The organism is Seonamhaeicola sp. (assembly GCF_028281565.1).
Classification (GTDB): Bacteria; Bacteroidota; Bacteroidia; order Flavobacteriales; family Flavobacteriaceae; genus Seonamhaeicola.
This window is the reverse complement of the sequence record NZ_JANQJQ010000021.1, coordinates 16,717-36,620: the sequence shown is the minus strand read 5'-3', so window position 1 is coordinate 36,620 and position 19,904 is coordinate 16,717. Positions and strand designations below refer to the sequence as shown.

At 37.6% G+C, this 19,904-nt stretch carries 16 protein-coding genes and 1 tRNA gene; 4 read left to right on the top strand and 13 right to left on the bottom strand.

Annotated elements, in window-relative coordinates; all coding sequences use genetic code 11:
• Positions 1 to 192: 192 nt before the first annotated feature.
• Genes Q0983_RS10120 through Q0983_RS10110 form a run of 3 tightly spaced genes read left to right on the top strand, consistent with a single transcriptional unit; the run spans position 193 to position 2,993 of the window.
• The gene (locus Q0983_RS10120; protein WP_299552256.1) at positions 193 to 486 is read left to right on the top strand and encodes a hypothetical protein; all 294 of its coding nucleotides are present in this window, start codon (positions 193 to 195) and stop codon (positions 484 to 486) included.
• A 24-nt stretch (positions 487 to 510) separates the two neighbouring features.
• Positions 511 to 1,380 carry an inositol oxygenase family protein gene (locus Q0983_RS10115; RefSeq protein WP_299552253.1) on the top strand — a complete coding sequence of 290 codons (870 nt, stop codon included), beginning with the start codon at positions 511 to 513 and terminating at the stop codon, positions 1,378 to 1,380.
• A gap of 32 nt (positions 1,381 to 1,412) precedes the next feature.
• Positions 1,413 to 2,993, top strand: a complete 1,581-nt coding sequence (locus Q0983_RS10110; protein ID WP_299552251.1) for a solute:sodium symporter family transporter — start codon at positions 1,413 to 1,415, stop codon at positions 2,991 to 2,993.
• A 67-nt stretch (positions 2,994 to 3,060) separates the two neighbouring features.
• Here Q0983_RS10110 and Q0983_RS10105 read toward each other — a convergent pair whose 3' ends face one another.
• Positions 3,061 to 5,640 carry a glycoside hydrolase family 3 C-terminal domain-containing protein gene (locus Q0983_RS10105; RefSeq protein ID WP_299552248.1) on the bottom strand — a complete coding sequence of 860 codons (2,580 nt, stop codon included), beginning with the start codon at positions 5,638 to 5,640 and terminating at the stop codon, positions 3,061 to 3,063.
• A 35-nt stretch (positions 5,641 to 5,675) separates the two neighbouring features.
• Complete coding sequence (gene fucP, locus Q0983_RS10100; RefSeq protein ID WP_299552245.1) at positions 5,676 to 6,983, bottom strand: L-fucose:H+ symporter permease; 1,308 nt, start codon at positions 6,981 to 6,983, stop codon at positions 5,676 to 5,678.
• 408 nt (positions 6,984 to 7,391) lie between these two features.
• Between fucP and Q0983_RS10095 the strand changes: the two genes are divergently transcribed.
• On the top strand, positions 7,392 to 7,883 hold the full coding sequence (locus tag Q0983_RS10095; protein ID WP_299552242.1) for a substrate-binding domain-containing protein: 492 nt from the start codon (positions 7,392 to 7,394) through the stop codon (positions 7,881 to 7,883).
• Between the two features lie 7 nt (positions 7,884 to 7,890).
• Here Q0983_RS10095 and Q0983_RS10090 read toward each other — a convergent pair whose 3' ends face one another.
• From Q0983_RS10090 to mraY, 11 genes are all read right to left on the bottom strand, one after another.
• Entirely contained in the window at positions 7,891 to 8,205 is a 315-nt protein-coding gene (locus Q0983_RS10090) for a hypothetical protein (protein WP_299552239.1), read from the bottom strand.
• A gap of 200 nt (positions 8,206 to 8,405) precedes the next feature.
• Positions 8,406 to 8,479 (bottom strand) — tRNA-Arg (locus Q0983_RS10085).
• Positions 8,480 to 8,526: 47 nt separating this feature from the next.
• Positions 8,527 to 8,979 carry a GatB/YqeY domain-containing protein gene (locus Q0983_RS10080; RefSeq protein ID WP_299552237.1) on the bottom strand — a complete coding sequence of 151 codons (453 nt, stop codon included), beginning with the start codon at positions 8,977 to 8,979 and terminating at the stop codon, positions 8,527 to 8,529.
• Between the two features lie 206 nt (positions 8,980 to 9,185).
• Positions 9,186 to 11,171: a cell division protein FtsZ gene (gene ftsZ, locus Q0983_RS10075; protein WP_299552232.1), complete on the bottom strand. Its 1,986-nt coding sequence runs from the start codon at positions 11,169 to 11,171 to the stop codon at positions 9,186 to 9,188.
• Between the two features lie 55 nt (positions 11,172 to 11,226).
• On the bottom strand, positions 11,227 to 12,531 hold the full coding sequence (ftsA, locus tag Q0983_RS10070; RefSeq protein WP_299552230.1) for a cell division protein FtsA: 1,305 nt from the start codon (positions 12,529 to 12,531) through the stop codon (positions 11,227 to 11,229).
• Positions 12,532 to 12,642: 111 nt separating this feature from the next.
• Positions 12,643 to 13,332 (bottom strand): hypothetical protein, encoded by a 690-nt coding sequence (locus Q0983_RS10065; protein WP_366141005.1) that lies wholly within the window; start codon positions 13,330 to 13,332, stop codon positions 12,643 to 12,645.
• Positions 13,333 to 13,348: 16 nt separating this feature from the next.
• Positions 13,349 to 14,701: a UDP-N-acetylmuramate--L-alanine ligase gene (gene murC / locus Q0983_RS10060; RefSeq protein WP_299552225.1), complete on the bottom strand. Its 1,353-nt coding sequence runs from the start codon at positions 14,699 to 14,701 to the stop codon at positions 13,349 to 13,351.
• The gene (gene murG / locus Q0983_RS10055; RefSeq protein WP_299552222.1) at positions 14,698 to 15,804 is read right to left on the bottom strand and encodes an undecaprenyldiphospho-muramoylpentapeptide beta-N-acetylglucosaminyltransferase; all 1,107 of its coding nucleotides are present in this window, start codon (positions 15,802 to 15,804) and stop codon (positions 14,698 to 14,700) included. Before murG ends, murC begins: the two co-directional genes overlap by 4 nt.
• 33 nt (positions 15,805 to 15,837) lie before the next feature.
• The gene (locus tag Q0983_RS10050; RefSeq protein WP_299552219.1) at positions 15,838 to 17,031 is read right to left on the bottom strand and encodes an FtsW/RodA/SpoVE family cell cycle protein; all 1,194 of its coding nucleotides are present in this window, start codon (positions 17,029 to 17,031) and stop codon (positions 15,838 to 15,840) included.
• Positions 17,032 to 17,143: 112 nt separating this feature from the next.
• Positions 17,144 to 18,481, bottom strand: a complete 1,338-nt coding sequence (gene murD, locus Q0983_RS10045) for a UDP-N-acetylmuramoyl-L-alanine--D-glutamate ligase (protein ID WP_299552216.1) — start codon at positions 18,479 to 18,481, stop codon at positions 17,144 to 17,146.
• 77 nt (positions 18,482 to 18,558) lie between these two features.
• Complete coding sequence (gene mraY / locus Q0983_RS10040; RefSeq protein ID WP_299552214.1) at positions 18,559 to 19,800, bottom strand: phospho-N-acetylmuramoyl-pentapeptide-transferase; 1,242 nt, start codon at positions 19,798 to 19,800, stop codon at positions 18,559 to 18,561.
• Positions 19,801 to 19,904 lie beyond the last annotated feature (104 nt).

Here is a 19,904-nt window from a genome sequence, read left to right as displayed (position 1 = left end):
ATTCAAAAAAAGTAATACTTTGGGGAAATTCAATCCTGTTTTTTAACAACAATATGAGTCGCCCTCAATGCTTTTAGTGTTAGATTTGTACATGTTTTTGATTTATTATTCCATCATACAAAAGGCCATTAATTATAATTTTGAGCCACTTACCATTTCCATAATTATTTAAGATTAAAAACATATTAATTTATGAATCTATTTAATATAAAAAACAAAGTAGCAAACATGCTTGATGGAAGCATTGGTAAAAGTTTAGCAAATGTAGGAGTTCAAATAGTTACTTTAGACCGAGATAAGGATGCTATAGGCAACAAAATATCGGAAATAAACAATAAAGTGAGAAAATCAACAGGCTTCGTTTCTAATTTATTGGGCCGAACCTCTTTAGTAGAAGTTAAAGACCAAGCCGGGATGGAGCGCTTACGTGGCCTGGCCGAATTACGGAGCCTGGAGCCAGGCATAAAAAGGTCTTTGTATCTCTAGGCTAACTTTTTAAAACTGATAAAAATGAAAAACGCACCAAAAAAAGAACCCTTGAAAAGTATAGAACATTGGGAGGAGGATGTTTTAAAGCGATATCCGGACCCAAAGGTTCCTAAAAAGTCAAAAGAAGAATTCAGGAACTATAAAGACTCGGATAGAGCCGAAACAGTGAGAGAATTTTATAGATTGAACCACAGCTATCAGACTTATGATTTTGTATGCGAAAAAGAACAAGATCTTTTACAATTTAATAGAAAAGAAATGTCTCTTTGGGAAGCTATAGACTTTTTAAATACGCTGGTAGACGATAGCGATCCGGACATTGATTTGGATCAACTGCAACATTTGCTACAAACATCTGAAGCCATTAGAGCTGATGGACATCCGGATTGGTTTGTATTAACAGGATTTCTACACGATGTTGGTAAAGTACTTTGTCTTTTTGATGAGCCTCAATGGGCGGTTGTAGGGGACACTTTTCCCGTAGGGTGTAAATTTTCAAATAAAATTGTGCATTACGAATACTTTTCACAAAATCCGGATTATACCGATGAACGATACAATACTAAATATGGTATTTATTCCCCAAATTGTGGATTAGACCATGTGAAAATGAGTTGGGGGCATGATGAATACCTGTATCAAATATTAAAGGATTACCTGCCTGAACCGGCATTATACATAATAAGGTATCATTCCTTTTATGCCCAACATAGAGAAAATGAATATGCCCATTTAATGAATGCTAAAGATGTAGAAATGTTCAAATGGGTAAAAAAGTTTAATCCATATGATTTATACACCAAAGCACCTGTAAAACCAGATGTAGAAACCCTAAGGCCTTATTACGAAGAATTAGTAAAAAAATATTTACCGGACGTCTTGAAGTTTTAAGATGAATAGGAATAATTAAATACCCTTTGGAGATGATTTATACATATTTAGGCTTTTTTGGCTTTACCTTGTTTGTAATACTATATACAAGTTACAAGCTCAGAAAAGACAAGTTTAACACTTCAACGGGTTATTTTTTAGCAGGTAAAAGCTTAACGGGGCCTATTATTGCGGGCTCTATGATTCTTACTAATATATCTACCGAACACTTAATTGGTATGAATGGTAGCTCTTATAAGAATGGCATCATCATTATCGCATGGGAGGTTACTTCGGCCATAGCTTTGGTTATTGCGGCCATCTATTTTATCCCAAAATTTATAAAAATGGGATTAACCACCATCCCTGAGTTTTTGGAGATAAGATTTGACGGCACTATTCGGTCCGTTGTTGCATTTTTATTAATGTCATCTTTTGTTATTACACTACTTCCAATAGTCTTATACTCTGGTGCCATAAACATTGAAAGTGTTTTTGATTTTTCAAGTATGTTCAATATTTCAAAAGAGGAATCTTCAATTTTTACCATATTGGTCATAGGCGTTATCGGTTCTTTATATGCCATTTTTGGTGGTCTAAAAGCGGTGGCTTATTCAGACTCCCTTAACGGTATTGGCTTGTTATTGGGAGGCTTGATAATACCTGTTATAGCATTACATCAAATTGGTAATGGTGAAGTACTGGAAGGCTTAAAAACGGTCTACGATTTTGCCCCTGACAAATTCGACATTATTGGAAAACCCAACTCCGTACTCCCCTTTTCTGTGATATTTACAGGGCTAATGATCAACCAGTTATATTTCTGGGGTATGAATCAAGCTATAATTCAACGGGCTTTTGGAGCAAAAAACCTGGTCGAAGCTCAAAAAGGTCTGATCTATACCGGGGTTTTAAAATTGTTTGTCCCTGCCATAATAGTCTTACCCGGCCTTATAGCCTATTATTACTTCCAAGATGAGTTTTATAATACTCCCGACCTTATTTACCCCATGCTGGTAAAAAAGGTATTGCCTACCTATTTGTTTGGCTTTTTTGCAGCGGTCATTTTAGGCGCTGTGCTTAGTACATTTAATAGTGTATTAAACTCTGCAAGCACCATTTTTTGTTTAGACATCTACAAAAAAATAATCAATAAAAATGCCTCCGATGCCACTTTAGTAAAGTATGGAAAACTAACCTCGGTTATACTTGCCATTATTGCCATAGCAGTCGCCCCTTTTGTGGCGTATGCACCAGATGGGTTGTACCAACTCCTGCAAGAATTAAATGGTATATTTTTTATTCCAATATCATCTATAATCATCGCCGGTATATTTTTTAAACAAATAAATACCGTCGGGGCTAAAGCAGGGCTTTTCTTTGGTTTTGCTTTTTACATACTCACGACATTCATTTTAAATCTAAATATTCATTTTGTTCACTTGTGGGGCATAGAGTTCGTTTTAAATTTTTTCATCATGTTTTTAGTTTCAAAGTTTGTCCCTACCACCGAGGCAGCAACTTATTATGAAGAAAAAAAGCATACGGAAGAAGAAGCTTCGTGGTCTAAAGTTAAACCGTATGGGGCCGTTTTAGTTCTATTAACCATTTTGATTTACATCCTCTTATCATAAATTGCCGGGCCAAACACGTTCATAGATGATAATTTTCTTTTAGAAAAGCGCCTTATTAATGTTTAAGCTATTCTACATCGATTTGTGTAGCAAGTTTTATGTCTTTTGATGACGCTCCTATCATGATATCTACCTTCCCTGTCTCTACATCCCAATCTTGTTTTGCCGTTGACCAGTATTTCAAATCATCTTTGGTCAGACTAAAACTAACATTTTCTGTTTTGCCTTTCTTTATAGCGACTCTTTTAAAACCTCTCAACTGTTGTAACGGTCTGTTTTTTTTGCTCCCAGGGTAAGCAACATATAGTTGAACCACCTCATCACCATCTATTTTACTGGTATTTTTAATAGATACATTTATTTGAAGTTTCGCATCGGCTTTTAGAGTTTTAGAACTAATTTTTAAATCTGAATACTCAAAAGTTGAATAACTTAATCCGTAACCAAACTCCCAAAGTGGCTTTCCATGATAATATAAATAGGTTCTACCCTCACTAACTTCATACCTTTCCATCGCTGGTAAGGTTTCTACAGTTTCGTAATATGTAATTGGTAAACGACCGGCCGGATTATAGTCTCCAAATAGGATGTCTGCAATAGCTGTGCCTCCTTGTTCCCCAGGATACCAGGCATTTACAATCCCCGGAATATGCTCCTTAACCCATGGAATGGTGTGTTGACTTCCTGTAATTAATACCACTACTATGTTTGGGTTTACTTTATATACGGCTTTAAGCATCTCTATTTGATCCCCTGGTAAATTAAGGTGCTTTTTATCATGTCCTTCTTTCTCATTGTACATACCAGTCCCAATAACCGCTATTACTATATCGCTTTTTTTAGCAGCTTCAATTTCGGCATCATAAGAATTCACATAATTATCGGGTGTTTTCCAAAACAAACGTGCTCTATGCCCCGAACCTTTGTCAGCCCATTCCATTTTTATGCTGTATTTTTTATTTTTATCAAAATGGAATGCTATTCTGTTATCATACTTCTTTCCCCAACCATCAATAATCAGTTTATTATTAATCCATAGTTTTACTTTACCGGAAGCTTTAATAGCTAAATCATAGGTTCCCGTTACCGGAGGTAGCATATTACCTTCCCATCTTATAGATTTTTCTTTTTCTGCCAAATATGGATCCGGAGGGTTGTCCTGAAAATGAATATCAATCTTGGCATCTGTTCTTGTTTTACCCTCACCTTCTAAATCCATATTGGAAAAGTAAGTAGCTTTTAAACCATTTTTTCCATGGGGTGTTTGTAAAAAACGGGCTCTTACCATATTTAAATCTGCAAAATTCAGCTTGGTATCCACATAATTGATTTTAGCATTTTTCCCTACCAATCCTTTAATTCCTTCATAAGGCGATACAGCTTCGTTTAAAGGCACCCCACTGTAGTCTCCAAAAATGGTTTGATTCGCATTATGACCTATTATTGCGATTGACTTTATTTTTTTAGGGTTTATTGGAAGTATATCATCTTTATTCTCTAATAAGACAATGGACTCTAGCGCAGTTTTTAAAGCTAACTCCTGATGCTCTTTACAACCAACTACCTCTGGTCTTATTTTATTGTATGGATTCAATCCTATGGGGTCAAAAATCCCCAACTTCATTCTGGCCCTTAGTACGTTTGTTAAGGCATAATCAATCTCTTCGATTGTAATTTTCCCCTGCTTCGCTGCCTTAACTAAATAATCACGCATTATATAACCGCCTCCATTACATTCTAGATCCATCCCCCCTCTTAAAGATGCTGCAGCTGCATCTTCAAAGTTTTTTGTGAATTTATGAGCGTTTTTTAATAAATGAGGGTTTCCGCAATCTGAAACAACGTACCCTTTAAATTTCCACTCTCTTCGTAATAAATCTATTAACAACCACCTGTTCGCATTGCTCGGCACCCAATTCACAGCATTGTATGCTGCCATGATAGATTCTGCTTTACCTTCAGTTATCGCCGCTTTAAATGCAGGTAGATAATATTCCCTTAAGGTTCTTTCTGAGATGGCCGAATTTGCAGAAAACCGGTTGGTTTCAACGTTATTGGCCACATAATGCTTGGGTGTTGATACCACTTTTAAATACTTTGGATGGTTACCCTGCAAACCTTTGACAAACTGCACTCCTATTTTTGAAGTTAGATAAGGGTCTTCGCCATAGGTTTCTGCGGTTCTTCCCCATCTAGGGTCTCTTGCCATATTTATTGTTGGCGACCAAAAGGTCAATAAATCTGAATGGTTTCTTTTTTGTTCTTTTCCATAATTTAATTCGTTCCAACGCCCTCTTGCTTCGGTTGAAATAGCCGTTGACACCTCTTTCATTAAATCTGGGTTAAATGTAGCACCAAATGCAATAGCCTGAGGAAACACTGTAAATTTACCAGGCCGTACAACACCATGTAATGCTTCATTGCCGTGATAGTATTTAGGTATACCTAAACGTTCTATGGCAGGAGCTAATTCCCATAGTAAATCTGCCTTTTCTTGTAAAGTTAATCTGTTAATTAAATCTTCAACCCTTTCATTGATTGGTAATTCGGGATTTTTAAATGGGAATTCCAGTTCTTGACCAAATAGGGTAATGCTATAAAATAGTGTAAAAACAACTGTAAAAGTATTTTTTATTAATTGCTTCATTTCAAAATTCGTAGTTATGTTCTTGTCATATTTAATTATCTTATTTTCTTCGTAGCTACAGCACGGCCATACCACATTATAAATGCAAAGCATAATAAGGGAAGTACAAAGGAAAAATTTACTTCAGAGACCCCCATAACTTTAGTATCGGCCACACCATTGCCTCCTATATCGATAATCACGCCCTGGAGCTTTGGCATTAACGCGCCACCCACAATGGCCATGATCAATCCTGCTGAACCAACCTTTGATTCGTCTTCGGTCAGGTCCCCTAAAGCGATACCATAAATCGTTGGGAACATTAAGGACATAAAAAACGATACGCCTACTAAAGCATAAAGACCGAACGTTCCCTTAATAAAGATAGTTGCCAACACACAGGCCATAGCTCCAATGGCGAACAGCATCAACAACCTTCCTCCGCTCATTGTTCTCAACATGGCCGTACCAACGGCCCTTCCTATGGTAAAAATTATAAATGCCACCATTTGGTAATATCCGGCCGTAACACTACCCACTCCCATACCCTCGGCATATTGGTATATATATGTCCAACACATAATCTGGGCTCCTACATATAATATCTGGGATAAGACCCCAAAGGCGTATTTGGGCTTTTTAAACAAATCAGCAAACGTCCTCCCTATACTAGGCATATCCCCTTCGGCTTTGGATTGCGGCATCTTACTAACGGCAAAAACTACAAACACCCCTATCAAGACTAAGCCTAGAGCGACATAAGGATCTCTAATAACCAATAAATCAGATGTTTTTATCAATACCTTTGACGCCTCGTCCAAGGCGCTGAAATCTTCAACATCGTCTGATTTTAAGTTTTTCAGAACAAATTGCTGGGCTACAAACAGGCCTGCGATCAGGCCAACGGGGTTAAAGGCCTGGGCCAAATTCAATCGCTGGGTCGCCGTTTCCTTTGGTCCCATTGCTAGGGCATACGGATTGGCTGCTGTCTCTAAAAACGCTAGGCCAAAGGTCAATATGTATAAACCGATACAGAAAAACATAAAACTTTCAGAGCTAGCAGCGGGATAAAATAACAAGGCTCCTGTGGCAAACAAAGCCAACCCTATCAATATACCTATTTTATAAGAATACCTTCGCATAAACATAGCTGCCGGAAGCGCCATACAAAAGTAGCCGCCATAAAAGGCCATCTGTACCCAAGCGGCCTGGGAATTGGACAATTCCAGTACTTTTTTAAAGGCCTGGACCATAGGATCGGTCACCGCATTGGCAAAGCCCCAAAAGGCAAATAAGGAAGTTACCAATATAAAAGGGGTCAATAACTTTTTTGGAACAACGGGGACTTGTAAATTTTTATTCATAGTTCTTAATTATTTGCGCATGCTAGTCCTTTTGCACACAAGGAAACAGGCAAATTTTGTGCTTTTTTTGTAGAGCTTAATAGATAAATTACCCAATTACATGGATAATTAATTCATTCACACTATTTCCTTCACCAATTAAAAAGATAGGCTATGGTTCATTATATCCATTTAAGCTAGAAGTAATGTTCTGCGGACAAGCTAGTGCGCACTGTGACTACGAAAAGAGAAATTTACATTTACCTGACCAAATGAGTTAAACTAATATCAAACATGGCTTACGATTATAAGAAAGTCTCTTGAAGAAAATATCATTCCAAGCTATTTACCAAAATACGAAACCACTAAAAAAATGCCCTCAATGCTATACCCAATGAAAAACTTGTCATTTTAGATAATTTGAAATTTGTGGGTAACGAAAAAACCAAAGCGGTTTATCAAGATTTTGAAAATGATATATATAGTGCATTGAAGGAAGGTGTAGATAAGATTAAAAAGTATGATAAAATATTCTTAATATATCCGGAAAAGGCGGTTTACCCCTACCCAAAAAGAATTTTACACGGATTTAGAAAATTTTGTGTAGAGTATAAATTAAACTTTGAAATCCTGAATGAAGTATATGAGGACATGATATCGAAAAAAGGGGATTTGTTTATAGTGATAGAAGAAAATGACTTGGTTAATTTAATTAAGCAAATTCGTGAAGATGAGTTTGTTTTAGGAGAAGATATTGGATTGATCAGCTATAATGATACACCCTTGAAAGAATTATTTGGAATCACGGTCATTTCTACTGATTTTAAAGTAATGGGGGAATCTGCCGCAAAACTAATTTTAAATAATGTTCAGGATCAAATTAAAGCACCATTTAATTTTGTAGATAGGGATTCTTTATAATTACTCCTTAATTTAGTATAGTTGAATTGGATTGCTCTTCCTTTTCAGAAGGAGAAAGGCATCTAATAAATGAATGAATATCAAAAGATAAATGGGTTGAAGAACAAACCAAAAGAGTGAATTCTATTTTCTCTGCTATCCTTTTACCGGCGTAGGATTTGTCTGAAATAAAAAACGGAGAGCCTATTAATTTTAATAAATTCTCCGCTCGAGTGACCACGACAGGATTAACTACGTTGATCCCAGGCGATCCCACCTGACAATACAAAATCCAATCGCCTAAGCGATTGTTTTTTAGTTTTAGTTCATTTACAAAACTCATGATTTGACATTTTCTAAAACTAAAAAATCCATTCCTTTTCAGGAATGGATTTTGTGCTCTAAGTGACCACGGAGGGATTGAATATCCCTGAGCGCTCCGCGCTGAAAATCAACAAAAGAATCAAGGACTGCACTCAAAATAAAAAAGCAAGCTCTTTTATTTTGAGCTTGCCTCATTTCAACTTTTAGTTGATTTATTCGTGACCACGGAGGGATTCAAACCCCCGACCGCTGGAGCCGAAATCCAGTGCTCTATTCAGCTGAGCTACGTGGCCATTATTTCAGTATTCAGTTAGCAGTCTCAGTTCATTGCTAAAACCAATTAACTGGATAATTTTGTTTTTACGATCCCGGAAATGGTTTTACCATCGGCCTGTCCTGCCAATTGTTTGCTTACCATGCCCATAACCTTACCCATATCTTTCATGCCTTCTGCACCAACCTGATCAATCACAGCAACAACCACTTTTTCTATTTCTTCCTCAGTCAAAGCTTCCGGTAAAAACTGACTAATAACTTCTGCTTCCGCAAGCTCAGGAGCCGCTAAATCTTCCCTGCCCTGCTCCATATATACTGCGGCACTATCTTTACGTTGTTTAACCTGTTTTTGAAGTAATTTTAATTCTTGTTCTTCGGTCAACTCATCTCCTGCACCACTTTCCGTCTTGGCTAATAAAATAGCGGATTTTACAGCGCGTAACGCTGTTAAAGCCGTTTGGTCTTTAGCTTTCATAGCTTCCTTTAAAGCCGTCATCACATCTTGTTGTAAACCCATCTCGTAAAATTTTAGTATGCGAAGATAAAAAATAGATGTCTAATATATAACAAATAATCCTATTGGATTTAAATCAATTATTATTTACCTAAAAAAATAAGATTCTTACTTTATTAAAACAAATTCAGCATAAGTCTCCGCAATAAAAAACCCGGAAAGTTGAGAGGACTTTTCGGGTTTTACAAATATAAGTAAGTCAGTGTCTGTTAATCTACATTATCATGTAGAAATGAATTATTACTTCTTAATTGAATATCATCGTTATCGTCTAAATCAATACTCGTTCTTGACATATCGGTGGTCTCAGATGAATGTTTTGTTTCATCCAAATCTACCCCCTGACGCTTATATGCAGGCACTTTTTCTATATCATCAATTTTCGCATTATTGAATTTATAGTTGAAGTCCTTCATTTTACGTCTGCGCTCTGCCGCTCTTTCTTTAAGCAACTCTGAAATAGGACTGTTCATAGGGTCTATCTCTTCTTCTACTTCCTCTTCAACTACATTTTCATGAACAATCTTCTTTTCAAAAACCACATCATTATCAATTTCCTCAAGTACTTCGGGAGATTGCTTTTGATTTATAGACGATTCAACTTCAACATAATCATCCAGTGTGTAACGAACGTCCCCCTCTTCATTGGTTTCCGTAACTGTTATAAGCTCTGTATAATCATTTACAGGAATATCCTTTACCTCTTCGTTTAAATCGAAAGAAATAATATTTTCCTGCGCCTCTTTCTCCTCTTCAACAGGTTTAGATAATGGCAAATCAAATGTCAACGTAATTTGTTGCTCCTCCTCCTCAATAGTATCAGCTATAACCTCTATATCTTTAACATCATCAACATCAGTAGCCATTTTTGTGACCGGCTTGATAATGAAATCTTCTTCTTCTTCTTCAATATTAGCCTTGACTTCTTCATAAACCACATTCATATTTTTTATGATCTCTGAAGTTGGTATTAAATCCACATTTGGAGTGGATTCAGTCTCCTTTGCTTGTTTTTTAACTTCCGGTTTTTGTTCGTCTTCACAATCTAAATCCAAAGTATGGCGCACAATAGGTGGTTCTTCTTTCTTCTCCAACTCTATTACAGGCGCGATAATTACCGGCTCTTTTTCTTCAGAGCTTAAATCCTGGTCTTCAGCTGTTAAGGAGTGGATCACCTTTTTGGTTTCGGTATTAGAAATCTCGTCTTGTTGCTCCATATTAAAACCGGTGGCAATAATAGTAACGGCAATGGATTCTTCTAAAGTTTCATCTTCCCCAACACCCATAATGATATTGGCGCCATGACCTGCTTCATCCTGGATGTGGTCGTTTATTTCTCCAATTTCATCAATGGTAATTTCATGGGTTCCTGAAACAATAAGCAATAGCACATTTTTAGCACCGGTGATCTTATTATCATTCAATAATGGCGAATCCAACGCTTTTCTAATGGCGTCTTGTGCCCGGTTCTGACCGGATGCCATGGCTGACCCCATAATGGCTGTTCCACTATTGCTTAATACCGTTTTAGCATCACGTAAATCAATATTTTGCGTATAGTGGTGTGTAATAACTTCTGCTATACCACGAGCAGCGGTAGATAGCACTTCGTCTGCTTTTGAAAATCCTGCTTTAAAACCAAGGTTTCCATAAACTTCACGAAGTTTATTGTTATTTATTACGATTAAAGAGTCAACAACATTTCTTATTTTTTCAATACCTTTTTGAGATTGCTCAATACGCATTCTACCTTCAAACTGAAACGGCATGGTCACAATACCAACAGTCAGAATGTCCAAGTCTTTGGCCATTTTAGCGATAATTGGTGCAGCTCCCGTACCTGTTCCACCGCCCATTCCGGCGGTGATAAATACCATTTTAGTGTTGGTATCCAACATTCTTGAAATTTCTTCAAAACTTTCAACGGCGGCCTGCTCACCGATATCCGGGTTGGCCCCTGCTCCTAATCCTTCGGTCAGATTGACACCTAACTGAATTTTATTAGGAACACCACTGTTTTGAAGCGCCTGGGCATCCGTGTTACAGACATAAAAGTCTACGCCTTTTATACCCTGCTGGAACATGTGGTTAATCGCATTACTTCCACCGCCACCAACACCGATAACCTTAATGACATTTGACTGATGCTTTGGTAAATCAAATGCAATACTTTCGAATTCTTTGTCGCTGCTCATAAATTCTTTTTTTCTGGGGTTTTGTACTTATTTTTTTATTCAATGAATTATTTTGTCATTCTGCGTTATCTAGAAAATCCTTAACTCTTTCGGTTAATTTATCCAGAAACGACCTGCGTTCTTTTTTCGGTTCTTCTTGAATGTCTTCCTGATCTTCTTCTACTTCATCCACTTTCGCATCTGCCTCCACCTTTTTTCTTTCCTGGCGTTTCAATCCGTCCAATACCAAACCAACTGCTGTAGCAAACAACGGACTTGTAATATCTTCGTCACTATCCCCGGCTAAATGCTCATTAGGATATCCAATTCTGGTATCCATGCCTGTGATATACTCTACCAGTTGTTTTAAATGCTTTAATTGACTACCGCCACCTGTTAAAACAATGCCTGCAATGAGCTTTTTCTTTTGCTCTTCGTGCCCGTAATTTTTAATCTCCACATACACCTGCTCAACAATCTCAACAACACGCGCATGAATTATTTTAGACAAGTTCTTTAAAGTGATCTCTTTGGGTTCTCTACCTCGTAACCCGGGAATAGATACAATCTCATTATCTTTATTCTCTCCCGGCCAGGCGGAACCAAACTTTATCTTAAGAAGTTCGGCTTGTTTTTCAATAATGGAACATCCTTCCTTTATGTCCTCGGTAATAACGTTGCCTCCAAACGGAATAACCGCCGTATGACGAATAATACCATCTCTGAAAATAGCTAAATCGGTAGTTCCACCACCTATATCAATTAAGGCCACTCCTGCTTCCTTTTCTTCCTGGCTTAAAACGGCATTAGCCGAAGCTAACGGCTCTAAAGTGATACCTTCAAGGTTCAATCCGGCACTTTGTACACATCTGCCAATGTTTCTGATAGACGATACCTGGCCAACCACTACATGAAAGTTAGCTTCCAATCGGCCCCCATACATCCCTATAGGCTCCTTTATTTCAGCTTGTCCGTCAACTTTATATTCCTGAGGCAACACGTGAATGATCTCTTCCCCCGGAAGCATTACAAGCTTATGAACCTGGTTGATCAACCGGTCAATGTCATCATCATCAATAACATTTTCCGAGTTAGGCCTGGTGATATAATCACTGTGTTGCAAACTACGAATGTGCTGACCTGCAATACCAACGGTAACATCTTCAATCTTCATATCTGCAGCAGCCTCGGCTTCCTGAACCGCCTGTTGAATAGACTGAATGGTTTGTGTAATATTATTTACCACACCACGGTGCACCCCTAAACTCTTAGATTTTCCAATACCTAAAATCTCAAGTTTGCCATACTCGTTTTTTCGGCCGATCATGGCCACAATTTTAGTGGTTCCTATGTCTAATCCTACTGCTAAATTATGTTCCATAGTTTACTTCCAAAGTTTACTTTTGCTCGATATTTGAGATTTAATTCTCAATGTTCACACCGTGTTTATAATGCCTTTTTTATTCAATTCTCAATAATAGCTTATTCCATTTTATTTACTACATACTACCTGATTGTCAAATTGTAAATTGACCTTTTTATAATCGTTAAGCGTGTTTTCTTTTAAGCTCTTTTGATAAAACGCTTTCAGATTATTTATTTTTTTATCTAATAATTTCACATCCCCCAATTGTACCAAAAACTTACATTGCCTGAGCCTTAAAAAAATGACCTTATCTATGCTTTGATGGATCTCAATAACATGCTTTTTTAAGAAGTCATCATTTTTAATTTTTTGGGCAACTTTAAAGATGTTCTTTAAATTATTTTTTTCAACATAACCGGTAACCAATGGTACTCTGGCAGAATAATTACCTGACAAAGGCATAAACGACCCTTCGTCATCAATGTAATACGACGCGTTAGTACTTACTCTTGCAACAGGCGTTTTTTGTTCAACTTTGGCATTAAGTGTGCCATTTACAGCTACATACACCTCTGCAGATTTTATCAATGGATTAGATTTCAGGGCATTTTCTAATTCATTCAAATCTAAAGCTTCTTTTGACTCATTTTTAAAGCCCTGATAATTTTGTATTAACAATTTACTAACATTCTCATTGGTGATATACAGGTTATTTTCCCCAATAAATTCAACGTTCGGTTTGGATACCTTTCTCGCATCATTTTTGTGGGATGCAAAGGCGTATAAAAAGACTATCAGGCCCAATAAAACAATCATTTTTATGTAGTTCCAGTTAACTCGCAAGGCTTAATCCTTTTTTAATTTTATTTACTTCTTCTCCTATATCGCCGGCGCCTATTGTTAAGATGATCCGGGCATCACTTTCAAGTATGTTTTCAAGTAATGCTTCTTTACTAACTAACCGCTTATTTTCATTCCTTATTTTCCCCAATAACCAGGCAGAAGTCACCCCTTCAATTGGCAATTCCCTAGCCGGATAAATGTCTAGTAATATGATTTCATCAAACTGCGATAAACTATCGGCAAATTCATCTGCAAAATCCTTTGTTCTACTAAACAAATGCGGTTGAAAAACAGCTAACACCTTTCTCTCAGGGTACATTTCCCTAACCGCCTGATGCACCGCATTAATTTCTTCCGGGTGATGGGCGTAATCATCAATAAAAACCAGGGCGTCTGTTTTTATATGATAGGTGAATCGCCTTTTTACACCCTTAAAGGATGCTAAAGCTTTGGCGAGCTGCTGGTGAGGGCAACCATACTCCACAGCCATCGCCAAGGCTATTAATGCATTCGACAAATTATGTCTACCAGGTAGGTTAAAATGTATATTTTCAAGTACGGCTTTTGGTGTTTTTACATCAAAAACATAAGTACCGTTTTCAATCTTTATATTTTGAGCTGAGTAATCGGAATCGTCCTCTATGCCATAGGTGATGCCTTCCATTGGCAATCCGCTTTTTACAAAAAGCTTTCCTTTAGGCTTTAAACGTTTTGTAAATTCTATAAACGACGCTTTTAAAGCATCCGCTTCACCGTAAATATCCAGATGGTCGGCATCCATTGAGGTAATGCCAGCCATATTAGGTGATAAGGTTAAGAACGATCTGTCAAATTCATCCGCTTCGACTACTGAAACTTTAGTCCCTTTTATAATTAAATTCGAATTGTAATTTTCCGTAACGCCTCCTAAAAATGCGGTAACCTCCACATCGCATTCATGTAACAAATGCCCCAAAATACTTGTTGTGGTCGTTTTACCATGTGTACCGGCAACCGCTAAACAAAATGTGTTTTCTGTTATGAGCCCTAAGACCTTGGAACGCTTTAAAACCTGAAACTGATTATTTCTGAAATAAGTTAACTCCGAATGGCTTTTTGGTATGGCCGGTGTATAAACTATCAGGGTATTTTCCGATTTTAAGAATGGGACCGGAATATTTTCTACACTATCATTAAAATGAACCTCAATACCCAGATCAATTAGCCCATCTGTTATTTCAGAGGGTGTTTTGTCATACCCCACTACCAGCTTTTTATTTGCCTTAAAATACCTGGCCAAAGCACTCATACCGATACCTCCGATACCAACAAAATAAACGTTATGTATATGTTTTAAATTCATGCTTTGTTCAACAGTTTTTCCACTTCATCCACTATGTCTTTTGTGGCGTCCACCAGGGCTAACTTTTTAATATTTTCCCCCAATGTTTTTTGTTTCTCCTGGGATGCAATTAATTGTGAAAACTTATTTTCAAAATCCACTTCCAGATCTTCCTCTTTAATGATGATAGCAGCATCATTATTTACAATGGCCATCGCATTTTTGGTTTGATGGTCTTCTGCCACATTGGGAGACGGTATAAAAATCACCGGTTTACCTACAATACATAACTCCGATACCGAGCTGGCACCGGCCCTTGAAATTATGATATCTGCTGCTGCATAGGCTGAGCCCATATCGTTTAAAAACTCGTATACCTGCACATTATTGGTGTTGCTGTAAATTTTATATTGCTGGTAATACAACTTTCCACATTGCCAAATAATCTGAACGTTTTGAGTGTCGAAAAAATCTAACTCCGTTTCAATTAATTCATTGATCCTTCTGGAACCCAAACTACCTCCTAAGACCAACAACGTATACTTGCCGTGTTTTAAATTGAAATGATTTTTAGCTTCTACCGTTTTAGAATCAATATCCAATAAATCCTGTCTTACAGGGTTCCCTGTTTTAATCATTTTTTCTTTCGGAAAGAAGCGTTCCAAATTATCATAGGCCACACATATTTTTTGTGCTTTTTTAGCCAGTAATTTATTAGTGATTCCCGGAAAGGAATTCTGTTCTTGTATTAAACTGGGTATATTGTTTGAAGCAGCCACATACAACAATGGCCCGCTCGCAAAACCTCCGGTCCCTATAGCCACATCCGGCTTAAAGGACTTTACGATTTTACGAGCTTTCCAAAGGCTACTAATTACTTTTAATGGAAATAATACATTCTTTAAAGTTAATCTACGCTGAATCCCGGAAATCCAAAGGCCCTTGATATTGTATCCTGCTTGCGGCACCTTTTCCATTTCCATTCTATCTTTCGCCCCTACAAACAAGAATTCCGCATCCGGAAAACGCGATTTTAATTCGTTAGCAATAGCAATGGCAGGATAGATATGACCTCCTGTGCCGCCTCCTGATAATATGATTCTATGTCCTTTTGTTTCTGCCACTAATTCACGAATGCTTACTTAATTTTAAATACTTTAAATGGTTTCACTTAATATTTCTAACGGATTTTCTTCTATGTTTTCCTGTTCTTTAATTTCTTCTCTTTTGGCGCTTACACTCAGTATAATGCCGATTGCCAAACAGGTCATCCATATGGAGGTTCCTCCGCTACTGATCAATGGTAACGTTTGCCCTGTCACCGGGAATAATTCTACGGCCACCGCCATATTTATTAATGCCTGGAATACTATGGGGAGTCCGACACCTAAAACCAATAACTTTCCGAAAATGGTATCGGATTTTTGTGCTGCTATCACAATCCTGAACAGTAGCCACATGTATAAAATCATGATCAGTGCGCCACCTATTAACCCATATTCTTCTATAATGATGGCAAATATGAAATCTGATGACGACTGCGGTAAAAAGTTCTTTTGCCTGCTTTTTCCCGGACCAACACCATTAATACCTCCGGAAGCAATGGCTATTTTTGCCTTTTCAATTTGATAATCCGCTTCCGTATCTTCGCCATTGGAAAAGTTTCTAATCCTATTTTCCCAGGTTTCAACCTTAACACTCAACGGCCCATTGGTTAACTTGGCAGCCATTACGAACATGGTCAAACTCAACACCCCTAACCCAACAATTATTATCATATAACGCATAGGGTAACCTCCTAAAAAAGCCAAAACAAACACCATTGAGAAAATAATTGCTGCGGTTGAAAAGTTATAAGGCAAAATCATTATTAGAATCAGAAACACCGGTAACCAAAGCGGTAAGATCGATTCTTTAAACGTTATATTTTTATCTTTAATTTTTGACAAATATCTGGCCACATAAACCATTAACACCACCGAAGCCAAAGTCGATGTTTGGAAAGACATACCAACTATCGGTATTTGGATCCATCTGCTGGCGCTTGCCCCTTCAACAACGGTTCCCTGCAACATAGTAAGTCCCAATAACACTAAAACCACAGGGATCATAATGAGTGAGAGCCCTCTAAAGTATCTGTATGGAATCTTATGAACCCCATACATAATGGCAAACCCTAAAAACAAATGCATAAAGTGTTTTACAAAAAACGCAAAGGTATTACTGCCGCCACCTTTGTACGCCAGGTTACTGGCGGCACTATAAACGGGCAGGAAAGATAGTATTGCCAACAACGCTACTATGGCCCAAATTAAACGATCTCCTTTTATGTTTTTAAATAGTGTTTGCACTTAACTCTTAATGTGTCTCCTAATATTTTTTGTGTCATTCAGAGCGAAAGCGAAGAATCTTTTTTATAGATTAGAGATTCTTCAGTAGTCCCTCCTTCTGAATGACAACCTTTTATAAATTACGTACGGCATCTTTAAATTGACGTCCTCTATCTTCATAATTTTCAAACAAATCAAAACTTGCACAAGCTGGTGATAACAATACATTATCTCCGGAATCGGCCACCTTGTAAGCTATCTTAACCGCTTCACTCATAAACTGGGTTTCAATGATGATATCTACCATACTACCGAACGTATTCATCAATTTTTCGTTATCAACACCCAGGCAGATGATGGCTTTTACTTTTTCATTTACAAACGGAAACAACTCCTCGTAATTGTTTCCTTTATCTACGCCGCCAACGATCCAAACCGTAGGAGCATCCATACTCTCTAAAGCATAATATGTAGCATTTACATTGGTTGCTTTAGAGTCGTTTATATACTGCACCTTATTAATTTTTAAAACGTGTTCCAAACGGTGCTCTACCCCCTGAAAATTCTCTAAACTTTCTCTGATGGTCTGCTTTCTGATCTTTAGCAAATGGGCTACCGTTGTAGCAGCCATGGCGTTTTTAATATTGTGTTTTCCCTCTAATGTTAAACTTGTTGTTGGCATAATAAATTGTTTATTATCTATTGTTAGTTTTATGTTATCATTATCTAAATACGCGCCATTTTCAATTACTTTTTCTAATGAAAATGGCAATAATGTGGATTGAACCGGGTGGTCTTTAAGGTGATTTACTATCACTTCATCATCGGCATTATAGATCAAATAATCCTCTCTGGTTTGGTTTTCGGCAATTCTGAATTTCGATCTGATATAATTTTCAAATTGATAATCGTATCGATCCAAATGATCCGGTGTGATGTTGGTAATTACCGCTATATGCGGTTTAAAACTGATGATATCATCCAATTGAAAACTGCTGATCTCCAACACATAGTTCGGATGATTGTCTTCCAAAACCTGTTTTGCAAAGCTGTCGCCAATATTGCCAGCCAAACCAACTTCCATTGCCTGTTTTAAAATGTGATGTGTTAAACTTGCCGTGGTTGTTTTACCGTTGCTTCCAGTTATCCCAACAATGGTTGCATTAGTATACATGGACGCAAATTCAATTTCAGAAACCACCCTGATCCCTTGTGCTCTGATTTGCTTGACCAAAGTCACTTTATCAGGAATTCCCGGGCTTTTCATCACGATATCTGCATCCAGAATTTTAGCTTCGGAATGCCTTTCATCTTCCCATTCAATCTCATTATGTATAAGAACCTTTTTATATGTTTCTTTTATCGTTCCTTTATCTGAAACAAAAACGTTGTATCCCTTTTCCTTTCCTAAAAGCGCTGTTCCCACACCACTTTCTCCGCCGCCTAATATGACTAGTTTTTGTTTTGTCATTTCTTCTTTTCTTCCATTTCCGCTTTTACTTCAACAACGCTTCGACAAGCTCAGCGTGACACAAGGGAACACAATTGCTATCTGATCTTTAATGTTACAATAGACAGAATAGCCAGTAAAATGCCTATGATCCAAAAGCGGGTCGAAATTTTACTTTCGTGATACCCCAGTTTTTGATAGTGGTGGTGCAATGGTGACATTTTGAAAATTCTACGCCCTTCTCCATATTTCTTTTTGGTGTATTTAAACCAACTCACCTGCATGATCACTGATAGATTTTCTGCTAAAAAGATGCCGCACAATACCGGGATCAACCATTCTTTACGCACTGCAATGGCAATTACCGCTATAATCCCGCCAATGGTTAAACTTCCCGTATCACCCATAAATACCTGGGCCGGATACGTGTTATACCACAGGAACCCAATAAGGGCACCAACAAAAGCCGCAATGTAAATGGTGATTTCCTCCACCCTGGGGATGTACATGATATTCAGGTAATCTGAGAAAATAATATTACCGGATACCCAGGCAAAAATCCCTAAAGTAAGCACAATGATAGCCGATGTTCCCGCGGCCAATCCGTCAATGCCATCTGTGAGATTCGCACCGTTTGATACAGCTGTTATAATAATTATTGCAATTAATATGAATATAACCCAGGCGTACTTTTGTAAGTCCGGATGGATCCAGGTGATCAAATCGGCATAATCAAACTCGTTCTTTTTTACAAAAGGAATGGTTGTTTTGGTAGACTTTTCTTCCGGCTTAAAAAATGCGGACTCCGTAGCATCCGGGTCGGCTTCTAAAATTTGCTGTTGTTCAGTAATGGGCAATTTCTCCTTGATCACCACATCCTGATGGAAGTATAAGGTTAACCCAACTATTAAGCCTAAACCAACCTGGCCAATGACCTTAAAGCGCCCTTTTAACCCTTCCTTATTATTTTTAAACTTCTTGATATAATCATCAATAAAGCCGATAACTCCCATCCAAAGCGTGGTCACTATGAGCAGAATGATGTATACATTTTCTAATTTTGATAATAGCAATACCGGAATTAAGGTGGCCAAAATAATGATGACACCTCCCATGGTCGGTGTTCCGGCTTTTTCGGCCTGACCTGCCAGACCTAGATCCCTGATGGTTTCACCTAGTTGTTTTCTTTGTAAAAAGCGTATGATCCTTTTACCGTAGATTGTAGATATCAACAGCGACAATATCATGGCAGAAGCCGCCCTGAAGGTAATGTAACCAAAAAGGGTAGCTCCCGGAAACTGGAATTGCTGTTCTAAATATTCAAATAGGTAATACAACATATTATTTTTCTTTTTTTTGCCACGAATTCACGAATGATTCACTACAAATTCCAAATCTCAATCCCCAAACACCAAAAACTCCAGGCTTCTGGCTTCCAACTGCT

Bases quoted from the DNA above. Each gene is read 5' to 3' on its own strand.
- mraY (WP_299552214.1), bottom strand. From the start codon at position 19,800: ATGTTGTATTACCTATTTGAATATTTAGAACAGCAATTCCAGTTTCCG.
- Q0983_RS10115 (WP_299552253.1), top strand. From the start codon at position 511: ATGAAAAACGCACCAAAAAAAGAACCCTTGAAAAGTATAGAACATTGG.
- fucP (WP_299552245.1), bottom strand. From the start codon at position 6,983: ATGAATAAAAATTTACAAGTCCCCGTTGTTCCAAAAAAGTTATTGACC.
- Q0983_RS10120 (WP_299552256.1), top strand. From the start codon at position 193: ATGAATCTATTTAATATAAAAAACAAAGTAGCAAACATGCTTGATGGA.
- ftsZ (WP_299552232.1), bottom strand. From the start codon at position 11,171: ATGAGCAGCGACAAAGAATTCGAAAGTATTGCATTTGATTTACCAAAG.
- Q0983_RS10090 (WP_299552239.1), bottom strand. From the start codon at position 8,205: ATGAGTTTTGTAAATGAACTAAAACTAAAAAACAATCGCTTAGGCGAT.
- murD (WP_299552216.1), bottom strand. From the start codon at position 18,481: ATGACAAAACAAAAACTAGTCATATTAGGCGGCGGAGAAAGTGGTGTG.
- Q0983_RS10110 (WP_299552251.1), top strand. From the start codon at position 1,413: ATGATTTATACATATTTAGGCTTTTTTGGCTTTACCTTGTTTGTAATA.
- Q0983_RS10105 (WP_299552248.1), bottom strand. From the start codon at position 5,640: ATGAAGCAATTAATAAAAAATACTTTTACAGTTGTTTTTACACTATTT.
- Q0983_RS10065 (WP_366141005.1), bottom strand. From the start codon at position 13,332: ATGATTGTTTTATTGGGCCTGATAGTCTTTTTATACGCCTTTGCATCC.
- ftsA (WP_299552230.1), bottom strand. From the start codon at position 12,531: ATGGAACATAATTTAGCAGTAGGATTAGACATAGGAACCACTAAAATT.
- Q0983_RS10080 (WP_299552237.1), bottom strand. From the start codon at position 8,979: ATGGGTTTACAACAAGATGTGATGACGGCTTTAAAGGAAGCTATGAAA.
- murC (WP_299552225.1), bottom strand. From the start codon at position 14,701: ATGAATTTAAAACATATACATAACGTTTATTTTGTTGGTATCGGAGGT.